This is a genomic window from Pseudomonas sp. 5Vm1k (genome assembly GCF_056161485.1).
In genome coordinates, this window is the sequence record NZ_JBSPCZ010000025.1 from 23,068 (window position 1) to 45,159 (window position 22,092).

Sequence of the window (22,092 nt, forward strand, 5' to 3'; positions counted from 1 at the left end):
GATGTGAGTCAAGCTTGATGGCCGTTACGGAATGCGTGTCGTCCGACACGCCTCCGTAACGCCTGGATCGCTTACTGGGCCGGGATGGGTTCGCTTGGGGGCGGCATGTTATCCGGATGCGTCGGCGGCGTGATGGTCTCGGTGGCTGGAGCCGGTTCGGACGATTCAGCGGGAGCAATCGGTGCCGCTTCCGGTGATGGTGCAACAGGCTCTGAGGTGATCGGAGCCGCTTCAGCAGGTGCCGGAGCCGCTACAGGCTCTGCGGCGGGTGCTGGTGCGAGTGCGGCCGGTGCGGCCTTGGCTTCAGGTACGCCCAGGTCGGTTTTCGGCTTCTCGACGATGTGCGCAGCTTTCTTCGCTTCCGGCGGCAGGAACAACTCCACCAAGGTAAAGAAACGCTCGTAGAACTTGGCCGAGGACACGGTTTCGCTGGCGACCTTGACCATCGAATCATCGGACGAACCGATCGGCATCGATACCGAACCCAACACGCCGACACCCAGGCTGGCAGAGTTGTTGGTCTTCTTCAGCGCATAGCGATCCTGCAAGGCGTTGGCGAACATGGTCGCATGGTGCCCTTCGGAGCCATCATCGGCACAGACCACACTGAAACTGATCTCCATGTGGGTCTCGCCGGTTTGCTGGAAGCTCTTGTGCCCACTGACCAGTTTTGGATCGCTGCTGGTGATGATGTAGCCCTGGCTGAGCAAGGCACGACGGGCGGCTTCGCAGGTCTGCGCGTCGGTCACCGGGTAGTTGCGCGAAAACGTCCCGGAATCGTCGAAGTTCTCATGCTCATAGATGGCGGCTTTTTTCGACGAACAACCGGCAGCAACGGCCAGCACCAGTGCCAGCCCTACAACACGCATGGGAATTGATCTAAACATTGAACATCCTGAGAGAAAACGGTCCGGGGCGTATTGTGCAACAGAACGATGCTTAGGTGCGCATCGATTAGTGTCTTAAAACGCTTACAGGTGAGTTGACCGTTATATGCAGGAAAAGTCGCACATGTTCGTGAATTCCCGATGGGCCGGGGTGGATAAATCAAACGATCGCAGCCTTCGCCAGCGCCCATCAGGCGCGTAGGAGCTGGCGAAGGCTGCGATCTTTTTCTTGAAGCCACAAAAAACCCCGGCCTTTCGACCGGGGTTCTTGTGTAGCGCAAAGCTCAGTCAGCCATCAATAACGCTTGATGTCAGCCTCGCCTTCCAACTGCTTGCGGTAGGCCGCAAAGTCTTGCTGGCCAATGCGTGAGGCGAGGAAGCGACGGTATTGAGCCTTCTCTTCATCAGTCGGCGCAGCGGCTTCGTTCACGCCATTCAGACGCACGATCACCAGGCTACCATCGGCCAGGGTCACGCTGGTGAACGTCGGCTTGTCCTTGGCGGCAGGCTTGGGCATACGGAACAGTGCTTGCAGCACGGTTGGGTCAACCCCTTCCTGCGCGCGAGTGGCGGCTGCAGTGACTTTCCAGTTCTGGCCGTCAATCGCCTTGTCCAGCGGTGTCTTGCCGTCGCGCAGGCTGGCGATCAACTGATCAGCCTTGGTCTTGGCGGCAGCACTGGCGTGCTCCTTGGCCAATTGCGTACGGATACTGGCGGCAACGCTTTCGAGCGGCAACTGCGAAGGCTTCAAGTGCTCCTTGGCGCGCAACACGATCACGGTTTCCGGATCGAGCTCGATGGCGGTGCTGTTGGCACCTTCATCCAGCACTTCAGGACTGAACGCGGCAGTGACCACGGCACGGTTGGCCGCAACACCTTCGCCACCCTCACGGCCGAACGGCGCGGAAGTGTGAACGGTCAGTTTCAAGTCTTGTGCCGGCTGGGCCAGATCAGAAGCTTCGAACGAGGAGTCTTCCAGTTGCTTGGTCGCCTCGACGAAACGCTGCTCGACCTGCTGGGTTTTCAGCTCGCGGGTCAGTTTGCCCTTGAGGCTGGCCAGCGTCGGAACTTCCGGCGCTTCAACACCCAACAGCTTGATCAGGTGGAAACCGAAGTCAGTACGGATTGGCTCCGACACTTGATCCTTGGTCAACGAATACAGGGCTTTTTCAAACGCTGGATCGTAGACGCCAGGACCGGCGTAGCCGAGGTCACCACCGTTGTTCGCCGAACCCGGGTCCTGGGAGAATTCCTTGGCCAACGCCTCGAACTTCTCGCCTTTGGCCAGACGCGCCTGAACTTCTTCGATCTTGGCCTTGGCTTGCGCCTCGGTCACCTTGTCGTTCACTTCAATCAGAATGTGCGCAGCCCGGCGTTGTTCGGCCAGGTTGGCGGTTTCTTTCTGATAAGCCGCTTGCAGGTCTTCGTCCTTGACGGCGACCTGATCAAAGAAGGAAGACTTCTTCAATTCCAGGTAATCGATGACCACCTGATCCGGTGTCATGAATTCCTTGGCGTGTTCGTCGTAGTAAGCCTTGACCTCGTCGTCGGTCAGCTTCACAGCAGCCGGGTCAACCTTGATGTTCAGGGCAGCGAAATCGCGGGTCTGTTTTTCCAGACGGGCGAAGGCCAGAACCTGTGCATCGGTGACAAAACCACTGCCAGCCAGGCCTGCGCGCAGCTGACCGATCAGCATTTCCTGAGCCAGCATCTGGCGGAATTGCATACGGCTGTAGCCCAACTGACGAATCACCTGGTCGAAACGCTCAGAGCTGAACTTGCCGTCAACCTGGAATTCAGGCGTCTGCAGGATCACCTGGTCCAAAGCGGCTTCGGAGAAAGCGAATTTCGATTTTTCTGCGCCTTGCAGCAGCAGTTTGCGATCGATCAGGCCTTTAAGGGCCGATTCGCGCAGCATTTTTTCGTCGAGCAAGGAAGCATCGAAATCCTTGCCCAGCTGTTGCATCAGCTGACGGCGTTGCATATCGACGGCCTGGCTCAGCTCGTTCTGGCTGATTTCTTCGCCGTTGACCTTGGCCGCATCATTGCTGTGCGTCGTAGCCTTGAAAATAGCGTCGAAACCGGTCAAAGCCATCAGTGCAACGATGACTCCGATAATGGTCTTGGCAATCCAGCCTTGTGAATTGTCCCTGATATTCTGCAGCATGCGTCCCCCAGAAACGGTTGAACTTCAAAATTAGGCAACCGTGGAGCGTGGGTAGAATCCGGATAGAAGAAAGGCGCATCCGGGGATGCGCCTTCTCGTAACTGGCGGAGCGGACCGAGGGTTCGAACTTGCGACCCTCGGTGTCTCAGATCAACGATGTGTTGGCTGGACTACCGCTCCGCTGCCAGGTCAGGCATGACCCCGACCCGGATAGGCAAAAACCTGAATCGAACTTAGTTGACAGCTTCTTTCAGTGCTTTACCGGCTTTGAAACCTGGTTTTTTGGCTGCAGCGATTTCCAGCGTCTTACCGGTCTGTGGGTTACGACCAATGCGAGCAGGACGATCAGTTACGGAGAAAGTACCGAAACCAACCAGAACAACGGAGTCGCCAGCCTTGAGAGCGCCAGTGACGGATTCGATTACAGCGTCCAGCGCACGGCCAGCAGCAGCTTTCGGGATATCAGCGGATGCAGCGATAGCATCAATCAGTTCCGACTTGTTCACTCTAAGTCCCCTTATATCTATTTGAGTATGATTCTAAGTTTTTTGGTGAAAGCAAAAACGAGTGCTGAATGGCCTACAGACACTTAAGAGCCGCTTTATAACAAGGGCTCTAAAAAGCTGTCAAGGAAGCCCCCCAGGCAAATGCGTACTAATGCGTGCTAATTCTTTCCTTAGAGTCAGACTCGCGTTTTTCATCCTTTGCAACTATCTCCGGAGCCACATCAGGCAAGGGCTCCGGCGCGTATTGCAGCGCAATTTGCAGGACCTCGTCAATCCATTTAACCGGTTTAATCTGCAGATCTTGCTTAATATTGTCAGGAATTTCCTTCAGATCGCGTACGTTCTCTTCAGGAATGATCACAGTCTTGATCCCGCCGCGGTGAGCCGCCAGCAGTTTTTCCTTCAAACCGCCAATTGCGAGCACCTGGCCACGCAAGGTGATTTCGCCAGTCATGGCGACGTCTGCGCGTACAGGAATCCCGGTTAATGCCGACACCAGGGCCGTGCACATGCCTACACCGGCGCTAGGGCCGTCCTTCGGGGTCGCCCCTTCCGGCATGTGGATATGCGTGTCGCGCTTCTCGTGGAAGTCCAGGGGGATCCCCAGGCTCTTGGCACGACTGCGGACAACGGTCAGCGCTGCAGTGATCGATTCGACCATCACATCACCCAGGGAGCCAGTCTTGATCAACTGGCCTTTACCCGGTACGACGGCGGCTTCGATGGTCAGCAGTTCGCCGCCCACTTGAGTCCACGCCAGACCCGTCACCTGACCAATCTGATCCTGGGATTCAGCCAGGCCGTAACGGAATTTGCGCACACCCAGGAAGTGTTCCAGCATGTCTGCGGTGACCTTCACCGAGAAGCGTTTTTCCAGTGCGTGCTCTTTGACCGTCTTGCGGCAAACCTTGGCAATCTGGCGCTCAAGCCCCCGCACACCGGCTTCGCGGGTGTAATAGCGGATGATGTCGCGGATCGCTTCGGCTTCGAATTCCAGCTCGCCTTTTTTCAAGCCATTGGCAGTAATCTGCTTCGGCGAGAGGTATTTGACGGCGATGTTGATTTTCTCGTCTTCGGTGTAGCCCGGCAGACGAATCACTTCCATCCGGTCCAGCAGCGCCGGTGGAATGTTCATGGAGTTGGAGGTGCAAAGGAACATCACATCGGACAGGTCGTAGTCGACTTCCAGATAGTGATCGTTGAAGTTGTGGTTCTGCTCGGGATCAAGCACTTCCAGCAACGCCGACGCCGGGTCACCGCGCATATCGCTGCCCATTTTGTCGATTTCATCGAGCAGGAACAGCGGGTTGCGAACGCCCACCTTTGTCATCTTTTGAATCAATCTTCCTGGCATCGAACCGATGTAAGTACGGCGATGACCACGAATTTCCGCTTCATCACGCACGCCACCGAGGGCCATACGCACGAATTTGCGGTTGGTGGCGTGAGCAATCGACTCCGCGAGGGAAGTTTTACCTACCCCAGGAGGACCGACCAGGCACAACACCGGACCACGAATCTTCTTCACGCGCTTTTGCACAGCGAGGTATTCGAGGATGCGTTCTTTGACTTCGTCCAGACCATAGTGGTCGGCGTCGAGAATGTCTTCTGCACGAGCGAGGTCCAGACGCACCTTGCTCTGAGCTTTCCACGGCACCTGAACCAGCCAGTCGATGTACGAACGCACCACCGTCGCTTCCGCAGACATTGGCGACATTTGCTTGAGCTTGTTCAGTTCACCCTGGGCCTTGGCCAAGGCATCTTTCGGCAGGCCGGCGGCATCGATGCGCTTTTTCAGCTCTTCGATTTCGTTGTGGCCTTCTTCGCTGTCGCCGAGCTCTTTCTGAATGGCCTTCATCTGCTCATTCAGGTAGTACTCGCGCTGACTGCGCTCCATTTGTTTTTTGACGCGACCGCGAATGCGTTTTTCGACTTGCAGCAGGTCAATCTCGGCATCCAGCAACGCCAGGACGTGCTCGACCCGGGCTGACAAATCGATGATTTCGAGGATTTCCTGCTTCTGCTCGATCTTCAGGGCCATGTGTGCGGCCATGGTGTCGACCAGGCGCCCTGGCTCGTCGATGCTGTTGAGCGACGACAGGACTTCAGCCGGGACTTTCTTGCCCAACTGCACATATTGTTCGAACTGAGCCAGCAGGCTGCGAACAAACACTTCCGACTCGCGCTCAGGCGCGTCGACTTCGTCGATCAGCGAGACTTCGGCACGAAGGTGGCCGTCCACTTCGCTGAAGCGCTCCACGGCGCCCCGCTGCTCACCCTCGACCAGAACCTTGACGGTGCCGTCAGGCAGCTTGAGCAGTTGCAGAACGGTTGCAATGGTACCTACGCGATAGAGTGCTTCTTCACCGGGATCGTCGTCAGCAGGGTTTCTCTGAGCCAGCAGAAGGATATGCTTGTCGCCCGTCATCGCAGCCTCGAGGGCTTCGATGGATTTCTCGCGCCCCACGAACAGCGGGATAACCATGTGCGGATAAACCACGACATCACGCAATGGCAGGAGAGGCAATTCGATGGTTGTCTTCATGATTTCGCCTCTACGGCGGCCATAAGGCCGTAAACAGATGGAAGTAAGCTTGAAACCAAGATGGGGGCTGCTTTCAAAAAAAACAAGCGCAAAGAGGGTGTTAAAAACGCTTTAAAAGAAAAGGGGCCCGAAGGCCCCTTCTTTATTCCAGCTGCGTGACGCTTAAGCGTCTGGCGCGGCCTTGGCTGCCGGCTCACTGTTTTCGTAGATATACAGTGGCTTGGACTTGCCTTCGATAACACTTTCATCGATCACTACTTTGCTCACCTCGGACTGCGAGGGGATTTCATACATAGTGTCGAGCAATACACCTTCGAGAATCGAACGCAGTCCACGGGCACCGGTTTTGCGTTCCAGGGCACGTTTGGCGACCGATTTCAGTGCGTCGGCCCGGAATTCCAGGTCCACGCCTTCCATCTCGAACAGCTTGGCGTACTGCTTGGTCAGAGCATTTTTCGGCTCGGTGAGGATCTGCATCAAAGCAGCTTCATCAAGCTCGTCCAACGTAGCGAGGACCGGCAGACGACCGACGAATTCCGGGATCAGACCGAACTTGACCAGATCGTCAGGCTCGACTTCACGCAGGGATTCACCGACTTTCTTGCCTTCTTCCTTGCTGCGCACTTCTGCGTTGAAACCAATGCCGCCCTTGGTGGAACGGTTTTGAATAACCTTTTCCAGGCCGGAGAACGCACCACCGCAGATGAACAGGATGTTACGGGTGTCGACCTGAAGGAATTCCTGCTGCGGATGCTTGCGGCCACCTTGCGGCGGAACGGAAGCGACCGTGCCTTCGATCAACTTGAGCAGGGCCTGCTGCACGCCTTCACCGGATACGTCCCGGGTGATCGACGGGTTGTCAGATTTGCGCGAAATCTTGTCGATTTCATCGATGTAGACAATGCCCATCTGGGCTTTTTCCACGTCGTAATCGCATTTCTGCAGCAGCTTCTGAATGATGTTCTCGACATCTTCACCTACGTAACCCGCCTCGGTAAGGGTGGTTGCGTCGGCGATGGTGAACGGAACGTTCAGCAAGCGAGCCAGTGTTTCGGCAAGCAGGGTTTTACCCGAGCCTGTCGGGCCGATCAGCAAAATGTTGCTTTTGCCGAGTTCGACGTCGTCATTCTTCTTGTCACGCTGATTCAGGCGCTTGTAGTGGTTGTACACCGCTACGGCCAGAACCTTTTTCGCACGCTCCTGACCAATCACGTACTGATCAAGGATGCCGCTGATTTCTTTAGGCGATGGCAATTTATGCGCGCTGCTCTCGGCCTGGGCTTCCTGCACCTCCTCACGGATGATGTCATTGCACAGGTCGACGCACTCGTCGCAAATAAAGACCGAGGGACCGGCAATCAATTTGCGCACTTCATGCTGGCTTTTGCCACAGAAGGAGCAATAAAGCAGCTTGCCGTTGTCCTCGCCGTTGCGGGTGTCAGTCATTCGTTCGATCCAAATCCGATAGGCTTGCAACACAAGATGAAGGCTATTGCGGGCTTTTTCAAGCCCGCTGGTGATCGGAGCAGCCGACCAAGCCTATTTTGAGCTGCTTATTTTAAGCGGGGCGCTGGCTGATCACTTCATCGATCAACCCGTAATCACGCGCGGCTTCTGCACTCATGAAGTTATCGCGGTTGGTGTCGCGCTCGATTTCTTCAAGAGTGTGCCCGCTATGCTTGGCCATCAGCGTGTTGAGACGCTCACGAATGAAGAGAATTTCCTTGGCATGGATTTCGATATCCGACGCCTGACCCTGGAAACCGCCCAATGGCTGGTGAATCATCACACGCGAGTTCGGCAGGCAGAAACGCTTGCCGGCAGCACCGGCCGTCAGCAGGAATGCACCCATGCTGCATGCCTGGCCGATACAGGTGGTCGACACGTTGGGTTTGATGAACTGCATGGTGTCGTAGATCGACATGCCTGCTGTCACCGAACCGCCCGGGGAGTTGATATAGAGATGGATGTCCTTGTCCGGGTTTTCCGCTTCAAGGAACAGCAGTTGCGCACAAATCAGGTTGGCCATGTAGTCCTCTACCGGGCCAACCAGAAAGATCACTCGCTCCTTGAGAAGGCGCGAATAGATGTCGTAGGCGCGCTCGCCACGAGCGGACTGCTCGACAACCATCGGGACCAGGCCGCCTGCGGCCTGGATATCAGAGTTCTGCTGAATATACGAATTACGGAACATGCTCTGCAGTCACTCCCAAATAGTTATGTCTTGAATACGCATAAGCCAGCACGAAGGCTGGCTTATGGTGATTACTTCTTACTACAGAAACGATCAGTCGGCTTGTGGAGCTTCTACCGGCTTGACTGCTTCTTCGTAAGAGACCGACTTGTCGGTCACGCTAGCTTTCTGCAGAACAGTATCCACAACTTGTTCTTCCAGCACAACCGAACGGACTTCGTTCAGTTGCTGGTCGTTCTTGTAGTACCAGGACACAACCTGCTCAGGCTCTTGGTAGGCCGAAGCCATTTCCTGAATCATTTCGCGAACGCGGGCTTCGTCAGGCTTGAGGTCGAATTGCTTGACCACTTCAGCCACGATCAGACCCAGCACAACGCGGCGCTTGGCTTGTTCTTCGAACAGCTCGGCCGGCAGTTGGTCAGGCTTGATGTTGCCACCGAATTGCTGAACAGCCTGCACGCGCAGACGGTCAACTTCGTTGGACAGCAGAGCCTTAGGCACTTCGATCGGGTTGGTGGCCAGCAGACCGTCCATTACCTGATTCTTGACCTTGGATTTGATCGCCTGACGCAGCTCGCGCTCCATGTTCTTGCGAACTTCGGTGCGGAAGCCTTCCAGACCGGTTTCCTTGATGCCGAATTGAGCGAAGAATTCTTCGGTCAGTTCTGGCAGTTTTGGCTCGGAAACAGTGTTCACAGTAACGGTGAACTCAGCGGTTTTGCCCGCCAGGTCGAGGTTCTGGTAGTCCTCTGGGAAGGTCAGGTTCAGAACACGCTCTTCGCCGGCTTTAGCGCCAACCAGACCGTCTTCAAAGCCAGGGATCATGCGGCCGGAACCCAGAACCAGCTGAGTACCTTTGGCGGAACCGCCAGCGAACACTTCACCGTCAACCTTGCCAACGAAATCGATGTTCAGTTGGTCTTCGTTCTGGGCAGCGCGATCGGCTACTTCGAAACGAGTGTTCTGCTTACGCAGGATGTCGAGCATTTTGTCCAGGTCAGCGTCAGCCACGTCAGCGCTCAGGCGCTCGACAGTGATGCCTTCGAAGCCCGCTACAGTGAACTCCGGGAACACTTCGAAAATCGCGACGTATTCCAGGTCTTTGCCAGCTTCGATCGACTTAGGCTCGATCGAAGGAGCGCCAGCCGGGTTCAGCTTCTGCTCAACAACAGCTTCGTAGAAGGAGGACTGGATCACGTCGCCAACAGCTTCCTGGCGTGCATCAGCACCGAAACGGCGCTTGATTTCACTCATTGGCACTTTGCCTGGACGGAAGCCAGCAATCTTGGCCTTTTGGGCGGTCTGCTGCAGACGCTTGTTGACCTGAGTCTCGATGCGCTCAGCCGGCACGGTGATGCTCATGCGGCGCTCAAGAGCAGAAGTATTTTCAACAGAAACTTGCATGGATATTCCTCGTTGCACAGACGTTAGCCGGCCGTTTCCGACCCCAGAATCAAGGGCATGCATTCTAGTGGGTCATACTCAAGAAGTCACCCTACTGAAAACGGGTAAAAAAACAGCAGGCAATTTATAGGCGAGGGACAAACGGTTGTGCCTCGCCCTGTTAGCAAATACAGCCAATCAAGCCAGGGCCTTGCACCAACCCTTCTATATATAGAAGAAGTCGCCAATCATCTCCCTGACAGCCGATCTTGCGAGCAAGGCCGGCGGGTGGTGCGGCATCATCGAGAAACAAAAATACGACGAAACACCCCACCCCTGCGACCCAGGACATGCAGCCGCTGAACACTCGAACCGCTAAAACAAAAAAGGCGCCAGACTGTTAAATCTGGCGCCTCTCGAAATATGGGGTGGACGAAGGGGATCGAACCCTCGACAACGGGAGTCACAATCCCGTGCTCTACCAACTGAGCTACGCCCACCATATTGCATTGCAAAGAAACCAAACAACTTCCTTGCTACGCCCCAATCAGGCCAACCGGCCTGAGTGAAGCTTTATTTGGTGCGGATGAAGAGACTCGAACTCTTACACCTTGCGGCGCTGGAACCTAAATCCAGTGTGTCTACCAATTCCACCACATCCGCGTTTGAAGCTGTTAAAGCAAAGGCGCCAGACTGTTAATCTGGCGCCTTTCGAAATATGGGGTGGACGAAGGGGATCGAACCCTCGACAACGGGAGTCACAATCCCGTGCTCTACCAACTGAGCTACGCCCACCATATTGCGCTACTTGTGCCAAAGCTGCCTAATGGCGCACCCGGCAGGACTCGAACCTGCGACCATCCGCTTAGAAGGCGGATGCTCTATCCAGCTGAGCTACGGGCGCCTTATTAATCTGTACTCTTGGAGGACTACAAACTAAGTGCTTCCAGTCTTGCAGAACCGTAATCCCGCTTGACCTTCTCATCCAGTGCTAGGCTGTGCCCGACAAGTGCGACGAATAGTATAGAGCGCCCCGAAGGCCGTCAAATCCTTTTTAAAAAAAATTCATTTAATTAAAGGGCTTAGAGGAATTTGCAGACCAAGCGCCTTTGCCCCTGCCGCCTGACATGCGAGAATGCGCCCTCTTTTTTTCCCCTCTCGATGGTTAATCACGCGCAATGACTGCACAACTAATCGACGGCAAGTCAATCGCCGCCAGCCTGCGCCAGCAGATCGCCAAACGAGTTGCCGAACGTCGCCAGCAAGGTCTGCGCACGCCCGGCCTCGCGGTGATCCTGGTCGGCAGCGATCCTGCCTCTCAGGTTTATGTCTCGCACAAGCGTAAAGACTGTGAAGAGGTCGGCTTCCTGTCGCAAGCCTACGACCTGCCTTCTGAAACCACTCAAGAAGCGCTGACCGATCTGATCGATCGCCTGAATGACGACCCGGCCATTGACGGTGTTCTGCTTCAGCTTCCTTTGCCTGCCCACCTGGACGCCTCCAAATTGCTGGAGCGCATTCGTCCGGATAAAGACGTCGACGGTTTCCACCCTTATAACGTCGGTCGCCTGGCTCAGCGCATTCCGCTGCTGCGCCCTTGCACCCCCAAAGGCATCATGGCCCTGCTGGAAAGCACCGGGGCTGATCTTTACGGGATGGACGCAGTGATCGTCGGTGCCTCCAACATTGTTGGCCGCCCGATGGCAATGGAACTGTTGCTGGCCGGCTGCACCGTCACGGTCACCCACCGCTTCACCAAGGATCTGGCGGGCCACGTCGGCCGCGCCGATCTGGTGGTAGTAGCCGCCGGCAAGCCGGGCCTGGTCAAAGGTGAGTGGATCAAGGAAGGCGCGATCGTGATCGACGTCGGCATCAACCGTCAGGAAGACGGCAAGCTGGTCGGTGACGTGATTTACGAAACCGCCCTGCCCCGCGCTGGCTGGATCACCCCGGTACCGGGTGGCGTTGGCCCGATGACCCGTGCCTGCCTGCTAGAGAACACACTGTACGCAGCGGAAACCCTGCACAGCTGAGTTCACTGGCCTGCCGCACAAACAGAGCCCCGCTATTTGCGGGGCTTTTTTGTTTCTGAACACCGGACAAACAGCCCGCGAACTACCAGAATAAAATACAGGCAGAAGAATAAACGTCCTACAGACGCCAGCAAGGCAACCGGATACCAATGGCACGTCGCCAGGAGTCGTCCATGAAGCCAGACACCACACCCGAACATCGCTTGAGTTCTTTCCCGGGGAAACTGGCGGGCCTGCTGTATAGCCTCTGCAGTTACCTGCTGTTCCTGCTCACCGCGCTGTACCTGATCGGTTTTCTCTCCGGTCTCGGCGTCCCCAAAGACATAAATTCGGGCTCCAGCCTCAATTGGCCGTTGGCCGTTATCGTCGACACCTTTCTGATTACGCTGTTTGCCATCCAGCACAGCGGCATGGCACGACAGCCGTTCAAACGCTGGTGGACCACATTTATTCCAGCCCCCATTGAGCGCGCGACCTACGTATTGTCAACGTGCCTGGTGCTCATATTGCTTTTCTGGTTGTGGCAACCCATGACGACGCCCCTCTGGCGCGTAACGTCCACATGGGGCCACGGATTGCTCATGGCATTGTTCTGGCTGGGCTGCGGCGTGGTTGTGCTTTCCACATTTCTGATCAGTCATTTCGAATTGCTCGGCATCACCCAGGCACTCAGCGCCTGGCGCTCTGCCAGACCCGACAACCCCACGTTCAAAACCCCTTTACTCTATAAGCTGGTCCGCCACCCTTTGTACCTGGGGTTTGTGATCGTGTTCTGGGCGACTCCCGACATGACGGCCGGACATTTTTTGTTTGCGCTGCTCAACACTGTCTACGTCCTGATCGGGGCTCATTTTGAAGAGAAGGATCTGGTCGACCTGTTCGGTGAGCGATACCAACGCTATCAACAGAATGTCGCCATTCTCGTGCCCCTGATCAAACACAAACCCGACCGCGAGCGCGGCGAATAAAGGTGAGCCGATCCGGCGCAAAAAACATTAAATTTTCTTCATATAAAGCGCTCGTCATACAGGCGCCTAGCGCTTTCGTGGCTCATACTCCTAAAATGCGTCGCCTTAAGAAACAGCCCGTAACAAAACGGCATATCCACCCTTATGAGTTCGCCCGCGTGAAAATCCGTCTTTCCATCCTGAGTCTATTTTTTGCATTTACAGGGACTGTTATCACGCCAATGACCCATGCCGCGGAAACCACCGCGGCACCGCGAGACGCGTCACAACTGAAGATCGCTTCCGGCAGCGCTTTGTTGATGGATTTGCAGACCAACAAAGTCATTTATGCCAACAACCCGGACGTGGTCGTGCCTATCGCTTCGGTCAGCAAATTGATGACCGGGCTGGTGGTGGTTGAAGCGCACCAGAACATGGATGAATACATCAACGTCGACATCAGCCACACGCCGGAAATGAAAGGCGTGTTCTCCCGGGTCAAGCTCAACAGCGAACTGCCACGCAAGAAAATGCTGCTGATCGCACTGATGTCCTCGGAAAACCGCGCCGCCGCCACCCTCGCCCACCACTACCCGGGCGGTTATGTCGCGTTCATTGCGGCCATGAACGCCAAGGCCAAGGCGTTGGGCATGAGCAACACTCACTTCGTCGAACCGACCGGGCTTTCCCCGCGTAACGTCTCCACGGCGCGCGACCTGAGCAAACTGCTGATTGCCGCGCACAAGTACCCGTTGCTGACCGAACTGACCACCACCAAGGAAACCACCGTCGCGTTCCGTAAACCCAACTACACCTTGGGTTTCCACAACACCGATCATTTGGTGAACAAAGCCAATTGGGACATCAAGATCACCAAGACTGGTTTCACCAATGAGGCAGGTCACTGCCTGGTGCTGGTGACCAGCATGGGCAATCGCCCGGTGGCATTGGTAATCCTGGATGCATTCGGCAAGTACACGCACTTTGCCGATGCCACCCGGATCCGCAGTTGGGTCGAAACCGGCAAGAGCACTAACGCGCCGTCGGTTGCCTTGCAGTACAAAGCCGCGAAGAACTTGAAACATCGTCAAAGCGGTGTAGTTGAAGCCTCTAAATAGGCCTGCGACCACACAGACAGAGCCCCGATTATTCGGGGCTTTTTTTATCGTGGATACATGAGTTAATCGTTGGGCAGCGGCATTTGGTCATCATCCGGAATGCCGTCCCCGGCACTCGGGTCTTTCCAGTCGTGAGGGTGCTCCGTCGGCACCACCATCGGCCGCGCCAGCGGATCCCTTAACGGACTGTCCGGATCCATTACAGGGTCCACATCATCTTCGGGAGTGGTCGGGACGCTGTCCGGACGTTTGTCGTCAAAGCTCGAATCGGTAGACATAAGCCACCTCATTGCGCATCAGGGTTTGAGATCGGCCAGCGGGTCGTAAGGCTTCGCTGGCTTCTTGTCGTCATCACCCGGCTTGATATCCCTGGGCGCCTTGGCGGGTCCGATGGGATCGACCTGTGGGTCGGCAAGGTCAGGCGAATCGGGATCGAAGCCCAGCTCATCACCGGACGAATGCTCGGATGAATGCGGGCCGTCTGAAGTCTTGGAATGTGCCATGGACGCCTCCTTGGGTCTGGCCCGGAGAAATCCGGGCCCTACCCATAAGAGGCCAGGGGCACACGACGGTGCCCGGGAGATGACGAACGGAGCTTGTTACTGAGCCTTCAACGCCTTGGTTGCCCGCGCGGCTGCTTGCTCCTGGCCGGCCTGACCCAGATCGCTCGCGGCCTTGAGCCAGCGCTGTTCATCGACCTTGGCCGGAATCTGGTTTGGCTTCTGGATCAGCACAGCCCAGCCGCCCGCATCCTTGAAGGACGACTCAAACGAGCTGAAGCTCATCAGCAGCCGACGGTTCATTCCGGAGCGCAACAGCACCGTTTGCTTCTGCCGATTGTATCCGGCGAGGATGGCGTAGCGCGGCTCGGCCCAAAACGCCGAACCTTCGGTGAAACGCACCATCACCGGATAACCGGCCGCAACCTGGGTCAACAACGCAGGCAGATTGCTGTCCAGCGGATAGACCACCATGCCGTATTCACGGGCCAGATTCTGCATGTTCTGCTGCAACTGCGCCGCGGCGCCCGGCAAATGCAGGGGTTTTTCCAGCAGCCCCGGTGTAATCACTACGCCTTGCTGAGAGAGCATGCTGGCCAGCACTTGTGGACCGCTTTGATTGGCCTCGCCACGGTAAAACGTACCGCTGAGCTCAACTCGCTCCGGCAGACGCTTGACCTCAGGCACCACACTGCCAGCGCAACCCGCCAGGCCCACAACGCAGCCCATCACCAGTACCGCAGAACGAATTCGAGAAAATACCCGCACCATCATCACTCTCTTGTTCAGACGCCAGGCAATCGTGCCCCCGGCTTGGCCACTGATCATAGGATGCCGCGCGGCAGCGGTATAGCCTAAACCGGCAGTTGTTTGCATTCGATAGAGCGAACGGGTTGGTGACAGGCGACCTTTGGTCAATAGCCTGAAACACAGCAGCGACTAGACTGTCATTTGCAGAGAGCGTGTGCCCGATGCAGGGCAAAGAGGAGGCGCCGATGAGCCTGTTAATGACAATCGTAATGCTGATTTCCGGCTGGCTGGCCGTAGCTGCCGCCATGTTGTGGGGTGTGCTGCGTATCACTCGCCGGCACCATCACCACCCGATGCAATCGGCACCCGAAGCAAAAGCCGATCCGGTGACCCGTCCCGCCACCGCCCACTGATCGACCCTTTTCGGCCCGCAAATGAAAACGGCCGCCTGGACTCTTTCGAGTGCAGGCGGCCGTTTGTTTTAGCGCCGGTTACGCTTCAGTAGCCACTCGCTTCTGCTTGGCCCGCCGGGACATCATGTTCAACCCCTCGATCGTTGCCGAGAACGCCATGGCGGCATAGACGTAGCCTTTCGGTACGTGGGCGCCGAAGCCTTCGGCGATCAGCGTCATGCCGATCATGATCAGGAAGCCCAGGGCCAGCATCACCACCGTCGGGTTGTCGTTGATGAACTTGGCCAACGGGTCAGCGGCCAGCAACATCACCAATACCGACACCACTACCGCGATGATCATGATCGGCAAATGCTCGGTCATGCCGACAGCGGTAATGATGCTGTCAATAGAGAACACCATGTCCAGCATCAGGATCTGCCCGATTGCGGCGGCAAAGCCCAGGGTAACGCGCGAAGTCGCCGACTTTGGATCTTCCGGTGCCGGGTCCATGCTGTGATGGATCTCGGTGGTGGCCTTCCACAACAGGAACAGGCCACCGGCGATCAGGATCATGTCCTTCCAGGAGAACGCCTGGCCAAGGATATCGATCACCGGCTCGGTCAACTGGACGATAAACGCGATGGTGCTCAACAGCGCCAGTCGCAGGATCAACGCCATGCCAATCCCGATGCGGCGTGCTTTCTGCCGATGTTGCTCTGGCAGTTTGTTGGTCAGGATCGAGATGAAGATCAGGTTATCGATGCCGAGCACGATTTCCATGACGATCAACGTGGCCAGGGCGATCCAGGCGGTGGGGCTGGCGGCTAGTTCTACAAGGTATTCCATGGGTCAGTCCTGACTCGCTTAAGACGGTTTTAGATTTCCTGGGACGAAGATTCTGTTTTCTCTTTATCTTCGGCCGGTTGTTCTTTCTTGCTGATCAGGCCGCCGGTGGCATCGCTGATCGCCTGTTCTGCGGCCTTATGGGTGTCGTCGATCGCCTGTTTGGCGGTTTCGGCGGCCTTGCCCATCAGTTGCTGCGCGCTCTTTTCGGCCTGGTCGCAACCGGCCAATACCAGTAAAGACGTGATCAACAGCGCCGTAGCGGTAAGTTTCATGATGCTTTCCTCGATAGAACGGACAGGTGCGAAAAGGCACCCCGTCGATAGCGAGGCATTCTAGGGAGACAAACACTTCAGGAAAATTCGTATTTTTAGCGGCTATACTTCGGCCATTACGAATCCAGACCAAAAGCCGATATCGACCACATCGCTCCTGTAGGAGCTGTCGAGTGAAACGAGGCTGCGATCTTTTGATTTTTAAGAGCCAGATCAAAAGATCGCAGCCTCGTTTCACTCGTCAGCTCCTACGGGTGATTTGAACAGGGGTTTCCAATTTGTTGAACTATCGACAGCTGCATTACTTCTGGGTCGTGGCCAAAACCGGCAGTATCGTGCGCGCCTGCGAGCAGTTGAACCTGACGCCACAAACCATCAGCGGGCAGATTTCCTTGCTGGAACAAACCTACGGCATCGAGTTGTTTCGCCGGGTCGGGCGCAATCTGGAACTCACCGAGGCCGGGCGTCAGACCCTGCCCTACGCCGAGCAGATGTTCCAGCTCGGTGGCGAACTGGAGTTGATGCTCCGCGCCCAGCCCAATGAACAGCAGATTCTGTTCCGGGTCGGCGTGGCGGACGTGGTGCCCAAATCCATCGTCTATCGCCTGATCGCCCCGACCATGGAATTGAGCGAGCCGCTGCGCATCACCTGTCGCGAGGACAAACTGGAACGTTTGCTCGCTGACCTGGCGATCCAGCGCCTGGACCTGGTGATTTCCGACAGCCCGATGCCGTCGCACCTGGACATCAAGGGCTACAGCCAGAAGCTCGGCGAGTGCGGGATCAGTTTTTTTGCGACAAAAGAATTGGCGGAGCAATACGGTCAGGATTTCCCGCGCAGCCTGCATGGCGCACCGCTATTGATTCCCGGGCCGGAAACCGTGGTACGCAGTCGTTTGCAACGCTGGTTTGCCGAGCAGCAGATTCAGCCACGTATCGTCGGGGAGTTCGATGACAGCGCTTTGATGCAGGCGTTCGGCCAATCCGGCAGCGGGATTTTCATTGGCCCGAGCGTGATTGCCGACGAGGTGAAACGCCAATACGGCGTGGAGTTGATCGGCCAGACCGACGCGGTGACCGAGTCGTTTTATGCCATTTCAGTGGAACGCAAGGTCAAGCACCCCGGCATTGTCGCCATTACCGAAGGTGCCCGACGCGAGTTGTTTACTGAACTATGACCGGCTCACGGGGTGCCATGGTCATCAGCGCCATGGCCAGAAGGATCGAGGCCAGGATAAACGCAGCCGCCGCAAAACCCAGGCCACCGAGGCCAAAGGCATTGATCACGCGATCGCCAACCATTGCGCCCAGGCCGATCCCGAGGTTGGCCCCGGCGATGTTCAGCGACGCGGCGAAGGCCGGCGCTTCAGGCGCAGCTTTCATCAAGCGCACATGGCTGACCAGGAATAAGGCAGCCTGAGTGATCCCCCAGATGCCCATCGCCGCCGCCAGACCCAGCGGCGACTGAATGTTCGGCACCAGCGCAATCAGGCCGGCAATCAGGAACGCGCAGAACATCATCGACGCGATCAGCGGATGACGATCCACCGCACGGCCGCCCCACCAGTTGCCAACCAAGCCCACCGCGCCGAAACCCATCAGGCACCAACCGACCAACGTGCCGTTGAAACCGGCCAGGCGCTCAAGAATGTCCGCCAGGTAGGTATAAGCGGTGAACATACCGGTAAACACCAGGATCGACAGCAGCACATGCCCGATCATCAATGGGCTGCGCAGGATTTTGAACTGTGAACGAAAGCTCGCCTGCTGCTTGTGCAGAATGGTTTTCGGCAAGTAGATAAACAGCAGCAACGCCTTGGCAAAGGCGATCACCGCCAGAATGCCGAAGGCGCTGCGCCAGCCAAACGCATCGGATATCAGCGTGCCGACCGGAATGCCGAACACCATCGCGCACACAATCCCGAACCCGATCTTGGAAATCGCGCGACCGGCGTGGTCCGGCCCGACAATGTCCACCGCAGTCTCACTAGCCAGCGCCCAGAACACCGGCAACCCTAACGCCGGAATCAACCGTGCGGCGGCCATGACCCAGATATTCGGCGCCAACGCCGCGACCGTGTTGGCCACGCCAAACATGATCAGCACCGAGATGAACAGCTTGCGTCGCTCGAACCGGGCGAAATACGCGGTCAAGAACGGCCCGAACGCGGCCACGGTAAACGCGAACAGCGTTACCAGCAGACCGGCCTGGGGAATCGTGACCTCAAGGTCTCGGGCAATCGCCGGTAACAGACCGACGATGATGAACTCCGTGGTCAGCACCGTGAAGCCGGCGGCAGACAACAGAAGAATGGGCAACAACAGCATGCAGAACTCCAGAAAACGCCGACAGCAGCGATAGCCCGGAGGCCCGCTGGCAGAACTTGAAAATGAGGATGGCGAAGCTTAACAGAGTGTTTCCAAACCGGGTTGCACGAACCTGCATATCCCGTTGAACAACCGGGTGGCAGATCGTCACAGGTCTGAAGGAACGAGCCGACCCTGTGATAAAGTCCGCGCCCTGCGATTCGTACACCCTGTTCATCGGCCGTTTTTTTGGCATTGATGTCGCAATACCCCCTCGGTTCCTTCAGGCAGCCTGCCCTGCTTATTGCTGCGTGACTCGCGGAACCTTGCACCTAAAAAAATCAGAGATACCGTTATGAGCGCTTCATCCCCGTCCCTATTGCACCGCTTGAAACGCACCAGCCTGGTCACGCAAATCGTTATCGGCCTGATCGCCGGTATTGCCCTGGCCTTGTTTGCGCCCGATGTGGCGAAGTCCACCGCGTTCATCGGCAAAGTCTTTGTCTCGGCCTTGAAAGCCGTCGCGCCGATATTGGTGTTCGTGCTGGTCATGGCTTCGATTGCCAACCATAAGCACGGTCAGGAAACCCACATTCGGCCGATCCTCTTTCTGTATCTGCTGGGCACCTTTGCCGCCGCCGTGGTCGCGGTGGTGGCCAGCACGCTGTTTCCGTCGAGCCTGGTGTTATCAACCCACGATGTCGCGATCACCGCTCCGGGCGGGATCAGCGAAGTGCTGCAAAGCCTGCTGCTGAGCGTGGTCGATAACCCGGTCAGCGCGCTGATGAACGCCAATTTCATCGGCATTCTGGCGTGGGCGATCGGCATGGGTGTTGCCATCCGCCATGCCGGCGATTCCACCCGCGAAGTGCTGGGTGACCTGTCCAATGGCGTGACCTTGATCGTGCGCCTGGTGATCCGTTTTGCGCCGCTGGGGATTTTCGGCCTGGTGGCTTCAACCCTCGCCACCTCGGGCTTCGGTGCGTTGATCGGCTATGCGCATCTGTTGGCGGTTTTGCTGGGCTGCATGCTGTTCGTGGCGCTGGTGATGAACCCGGTCATCGTGTTCTGGAAACTGCGCCGTAACCCGTATCCGCTGGTGCTGATGTGCCTGCGTGAAAGCGGCATCACCGCGTTTTTCACCCGCAGTTCAGCGGCGAACATTCCGGTCAATCTGGAATTGAGCAAGCGCCTGGGCCTGCATGAAGATACGTATTCGGTGTCGATCCCGCTCGGCGCGACCATCAACATGGCGGGCGCGGCGATCACCATCACCGTATTGACCCTGGCCGCCGTGCATACGCTGGGGATTGCCGTGGACATTCCGACGGCGATTTTGCTCAGCGTCGTGGCGGCGATTTGCGCGTGTGGCGCTTCCGGTGTGGCGGGCGGTTCGTTGCTGTTGATTCCGCTGGCGTGCAGCCTGTTTGGCATTCCGAGTGAAATCGCCATGCAGGTGGTGGCCGTTGGTTTCATTATTGGTGTGTTGCAGGATTCGGCGGAGACGGCGTTGAATTCGTCCACGGATGTGTTGTTCACCGCTGCCGCTTGCATGGGTGAAGAACAGAAAAGCCTGGCATAACACGCCTCCCCCTGTGGGAGCGGGCTTGCTCGCGAAGGCGTGTGTCAGGCACATTGATGTTGAATGTGCCGCCGCCTTCGCGAGCAAGCCCGCTCCCACAGGATCTGCGGTGTAATTGAAAAATGCTTGCCCATGAAAAAGCCCCCGCAACCTTAGGCTGCGGGGGCTTTTTTATTGCCGGACGGTTTAGAACGCGCCCATGTAATCGCGCTTGCCCACTTCCACACCGTTGTGACGCAGCAAAGCGTAGGTGGTGGTGACGTGGAAGAAGAACTGCGGCAAGCCGTAGCTCAGCAGGTAAGCCTGGCCGCTGAAGCGCTTCTCTTTCGGCGTGCCTGGACGGGTGATGATCTCGATGCCTTCCTTGCCGTCGATCTGCTCAGGCTTGATTTCGCCGATGTAGGCCAGAACCTTGGTGATCAGCGCTTGCAGCTCGGCGAAGGTGGTTTCGGTGTCGTCGTACTTCGGCACTTCGATCTCGGCCAGACGCGAAGAAACGCCCTTGGCGAAATCAACGGCGATCTGCACCTGACGCACCAGCGGGAACATGTCCGGGTACAGGCGGGCTTGCAGGAACGCGTTCGGGTCGATGTTTTTCGCGGTGGCGTGGGCTTCAGCCTTGTTCAGCACATCGCTCAGGGCGTTGAGCATTTGTTGAAAAACCGGGACGGAAGCGGCGTACAGGGAAATGGTCATGGCAGTCTCGTGTGGTAACAGGAGGGAAACGTCGGCCGATTATAGCCATGCGCGCCCCTCCTGCGACGGGTCTTTTTCAGCTGCCGTAGACCTTCGCGGCTGGAACGGCTTGCGCCATCAGTTGCGCAACCGCTTGCGCCATCTCGCCGACCGCCCAACGGCCTTCGCGGTCCAGTTGCGGGCCGCGACGCCAGCCGTCGGCTATCGATAACTTGCCGCCCTCGACTTCAAACATCTGCCCGGTTACGTCCCCGGATGCTTCAGACCCGAGCCAGACCACCAGCGGCGCAACGTTTTCCGGGGCGAAGTAATCGAAACCCTCTTGAGGTTTTTTCATCGTCTCGGCGAACACTTGCTCGGTCATGCCAGTGCGCGCGGCCGGGGCCAAGGCGTTGACGGTGATCCCGTAACGCCCCAGCTCCGCTGCCTGAACCAGGGTCAACGCAGCAATGCCGCCCTTGGCCGCCGCATAGTTGGACTGGCCGATGGAACCCTGCAAACCGGCGCCGGAACTGGTGTTGATGATCCGCGCGTTCACGACCGCGCCGCCCTTGGCCTGTTCACGCCAATAGCGCGTCGCGTGGCTGGCAATACAGAAGTGGCCCTTGAGGTGCACCGCGACGACGGCGTCCCAATCGGCTTCGGTGAGGCTGGCGAACATGCGGTCGCGGCAGATGCCGGCGTTATTGACCACCACGTTCAGCCCACCGAAGGTTTCAATCGCCTGGCGCACGATCAACGCCGCAGCGTCATAGCGGGTGATGTCATCACTGTTGGCCACAGCACTGCCGCCCTGCCCCAGAATTTCACCGACCACGGCCAATGCCGCTTCACGATTGATATCGTTGACCACCACTTTTGCGCCCTCGGCAGCGAAGGCCAGTGCGTAGGCCCGGCCCAAGCCACCGCCAGCGCCGGTGATGATCACTACGCGGTTCTCACAGATTTTCATGTTGCTGTTCCC

The 22,092-nt window shown here is 57.2% G+C and carries 21 protein-coding genes and 4 tRNA genes; 6 read left to right on the forward strand and 19 right to left on the reverse strand.

Annotated elements, in window-relative coordinates; genetic code table 11:
* Nucleotides 1–71: 71 nt before the first annotated feature.
* From ACWIKB_RS30295 to ACWIKB_RS30345, 11 genes are all read right to left on the reverse strand, one after another.
* Nucleotides 72–887 (reverse strand): DUF2242 domain-containing protein, encoded by an 816-nt coding sequence (locus ACWIKB_RS30295; RefSeq protein WP_475271191.1) that lies wholly within the window; start codon nt 885–887, stop codon nt 72–74.
* Nucleotides 888–1,182: 295 nt separating this feature from the next.
* Entirely contained in the window at nt 1,183–3,054 is a 1,872-nt protein-coding gene (locus tag ACWIKB_RS30300; protein ID WP_475271192.1) for a SurA N-terminal domain-containing protein, read from the reverse strand.
* A 233-nt stretch (nt 3,055–3,287) separates the two neighbouring features.
* Complete coding sequence (locus ACWIKB_RS30305) at nt 3,288–3,560, reverse strand: HU family DNA-binding protein (protein ID WP_002552737.1); 273 nt, start codon at nt 3,558–3,560, stop codon at nt 3,288–3,290.
* Between the two features lie 148 nt (nt 3,561–3,708).
* The gene (gene lon, locus ACWIKB_RS30310) at nt 3,709–6,105 is read right to left on the reverse strand and encodes an endopeptidase La (protein ID WP_475271193.1); all 2,397 of its coding nucleotides are present in this window, start codon (nt 6,103–6,105) and stop codon (nt 3,709–3,711) included.
* 162 nt (nt 6,106–6,267) lie between these two features.
* Nucleotides 6,268–7,551 (reverse strand): ATP-dependent Clp protease ATP-binding subunit ClpX, encoded by a 1,284-nt coding sequence (clpX, locus tag ACWIKB_RS30315; protein ID WP_007946893.1) that lies wholly within the window; start codon nt 7,549–7,551, stop codon nt 6,268–6,270.
* Nucleotides 7,552–7,663: 112 nt separating this feature from the next.
* The gene (clpP, locus tag ACWIKB_RS30320; RefSeq protein WP_475271194.1) at nt 7,664–8,299 is read right to left on the reverse strand and encodes an ATP-dependent Clp endopeptidase proteolytic subunit ClpP; all 636 of its coding nucleotides are present in this window, start codon (nt 8,297–8,299) and stop codon (nt 7,664–7,666) included.
* A gap of 93 nt (nt 8,300–8,392) precedes the next feature.
* Nucleotides 8,393–9,703, reverse strand: coding sequence for a trigger factor (tig, locus tag ACWIKB_RS30325; protein ID WP_475271195.1), 1,311 nt, complete (start codon nt 9,701–9,703; stop codon nt 8,393–8,395).
* 403 nt (nt 9,704–10,106) lie between these two features.
* Nucleotides 10,107–10,182, reverse strand: a tRNA-His gene (locus ACWIKB_RS30330).
* A gap of 78 nt (nt 10,183–10,260) precedes the next feature.
* Nucleotides 10,261–10,345: transfer RNA gene (locus tag ACWIKB_RS30335), tRNA-Leu, on the reverse strand.
* Nucleotides 10,346–10,401: 56 nt separating this feature from the next.
* A tRNA-His gene (locus ACWIKB_RS30340) sits at nt 10,402–10,477 on the reverse strand.
* A gap of 32 nt (nt 10,478–10,509) precedes the next feature.
* Nucleotides 10,510–10,586: transfer RNA gene (locus tag ACWIKB_RS30345), tRNA-Arg, on the reverse strand.
* 274 nt (nt 10,587–10,860) lie between these two features.
* Between ACWIKB_RS30345 and folD the strand changes: the two genes are divergently transcribed.
* The 3 genes from folD to pbpG all read left to right on the forward strand — a co-directional run bounded on the left by folD (nt 10,861) and on the right by pbpG (nt 13,780).
* A complete protein-coding gene (gene folD / locus ACWIKB_RS30350; RefSeq protein WP_475271196.1) occupies nt 10,861–11,715 on the forward strand; it encodes a bifunctional methylenetetrahydrofolate dehydrogenase/methenyltetrahydrofolate cyclohydrolase FolD in 855 nt (284 codons plus the stop codon).
* A 173-nt stretch (nt 11,716–11,888) separates the two neighbouring features.
* On the forward strand, nt 11,889–12,683 hold the full coding sequence (mddA, locus tag ACWIKB_RS30355; protein WP_475271197.1) for a methanethiol S-methyltransferase: 795 nt from the start codon (nt 11,889–11,891) through the stop codon (nt 12,681–12,683).
* Nucleotides 12,684–12,841: 158 nt separating this feature from the next.
* Nucleotides 12,842–13,780, forward strand: a complete 939-nt coding sequence (gene pbpG / locus ACWIKB_RS30360) for a D-alanyl-D-alanine endopeptidase (protein ID WP_475271198.1) — start codon at nt 12,842–12,844, stop codon at nt 13,778–13,780.
* A gap of 62 nt (nt 13,781–13,842) precedes the next feature.
* Here pbpG and ACWIKB_RS30365 read toward each other — a convergent pair whose 3' ends face one another.
* From ACWIKB_RS30365 to ACWIKB_RS30375, 3 genes are all read right to left on the reverse strand, one after another.
* Nucleotides 13,843–14,058, reverse strand: a complete 216-nt coding sequence (locus tag ACWIKB_RS30365) for a hypothetical protein (protein ID WP_475271199.1) — start codon at nt 14,056–14,058, stop codon at nt 13,843–13,845.
* 18 nt (nt 14,059–14,076) lie between these two features.
* Nucleotides 14,077–14,283 (reverse strand): DUF6021 family protein, encoded by a 207-nt coding sequence (locus tag ACWIKB_RS30370; protein WP_475271200.1) that lies wholly within the window; start codon nt 14,281–14,283, stop codon nt 14,077–14,079.
* Nucleotides 14,284–14,379: 96 nt separating this feature from the next.
* Nucleotides 14,380–15,108: a peptidase C39 family protein gene (locus ACWIKB_RS30375; protein WP_475271201.1), complete on the reverse strand. Its 729-nt coding sequence runs from the start codon at nt 15,106–15,108 to the stop codon at nt 14,380–14,382.
* Nucleotides 15,109–15,275: 167 nt separating this feature from the next.
* Between ACWIKB_RS30375 and ACWIKB_RS30380 the strand changes: the two genes are divergently transcribed.
* A complete protein-coding gene (locus ACWIKB_RS30380; RefSeq protein WP_475271202.1) occupies nt 15,276–15,443 on the forward strand; it encodes a hypothetical protein in 168 nt (55 codons plus the stop codon).
* A gap of 78 nt (nt 15,444–15,521) precedes the next feature.
* Here ACWIKB_RS30380 and ACWIKB_RS30385 read toward each other — a convergent pair whose 3' ends face one another.
* Both ACWIKB_RS30385 and ACWIKB_RS30390 read right to left on the reverse strand, forming a co-directional pair.
* On the reverse strand, nt 15,522–16,271 hold the full coding sequence (locus tag ACWIKB_RS30385) for a TerC family protein (protein WP_475271203.1): 750 nt from the start codon (nt 16,269–16,271) through the stop codon (nt 15,522–15,524).
* 29 nt (nt 16,272–16,300) lie between these two features.
* Nucleotides 16,301–16,543, reverse strand: coding sequence for a hypothetical protein (locus ACWIKB_RS30390; RefSeq protein WP_475271204.1), 243 nt, complete (start codon nt 16,541–16,543; stop codon nt 16,301–16,303).
* 278 nt (nt 16,544–16,821) lie between these two features.
* On the opposite strand from ACWIKB_RS30390, the gene nhaR reads away from it, so the two are divergent.
* A complete protein-coding gene (gene nhaR, locus ACWIKB_RS30395; RefSeq protein ID WP_475271205.1) occupies nt 16,822–17,721 on the forward strand; it encodes a transcriptional activator NhaR in 900 nt (299 codons plus the stop codon).
* Here the strand turns inward: nhaR and ACWIKB_RS30400 are convergent.
* Entirely contained in the window at nt 17,708–18,868 is a 1,161-nt protein-coding gene (locus ACWIKB_RS30400; protein WP_475271228.1) for an MFS transporter, read from the reverse strand. The genes nhaR and ACWIKB_RS30400 overlap by 14 nt on opposite strands.
* Nucleotides 18,869–19,205: 337 nt before the next feature.
* Here ACWIKB_RS30400 and sstT point away from each other — a divergent pair, with 337 nt between their 5' ends.
* Entirely contained in the window at nt 19,206–20,432 is a 1,227-nt protein-coding gene (gene sstT, locus ACWIKB_RS30405; protein WP_475271206.1) for a serine/threonine transporter SstT, read from the forward strand.
* A gap of 186 nt (nt 20,433–20,618) precedes the next feature.
* Here the strand turns inward: sstT and ACWIKB_RS30410 are convergent, their stop codons facing one another.
* A complete protein-coding gene (locus ACWIKB_RS30410) occupies nt 20,619–21,128 on the reverse strand; it encodes a DUF1993 domain-containing protein (RefSeq protein ID WP_123513633.1) in 510 nt (169 codons plus the stop codon).
* A 76-nt stretch (nt 21,129–21,204) separates the two neighbouring features.
* Nucleotides 21,205–22,080: an SDR family oxidoreductase gene (locus ACWIKB_RS30415; protein ID WP_475271207.1), complete on the reverse strand. Its 876-nt coding sequence runs from the start codon at nt 22,078–22,080 to the stop codon at nt 21,205–21,207.
* Nucleotides 22,081–22,092 lie beyond the last annotated feature (12 nt).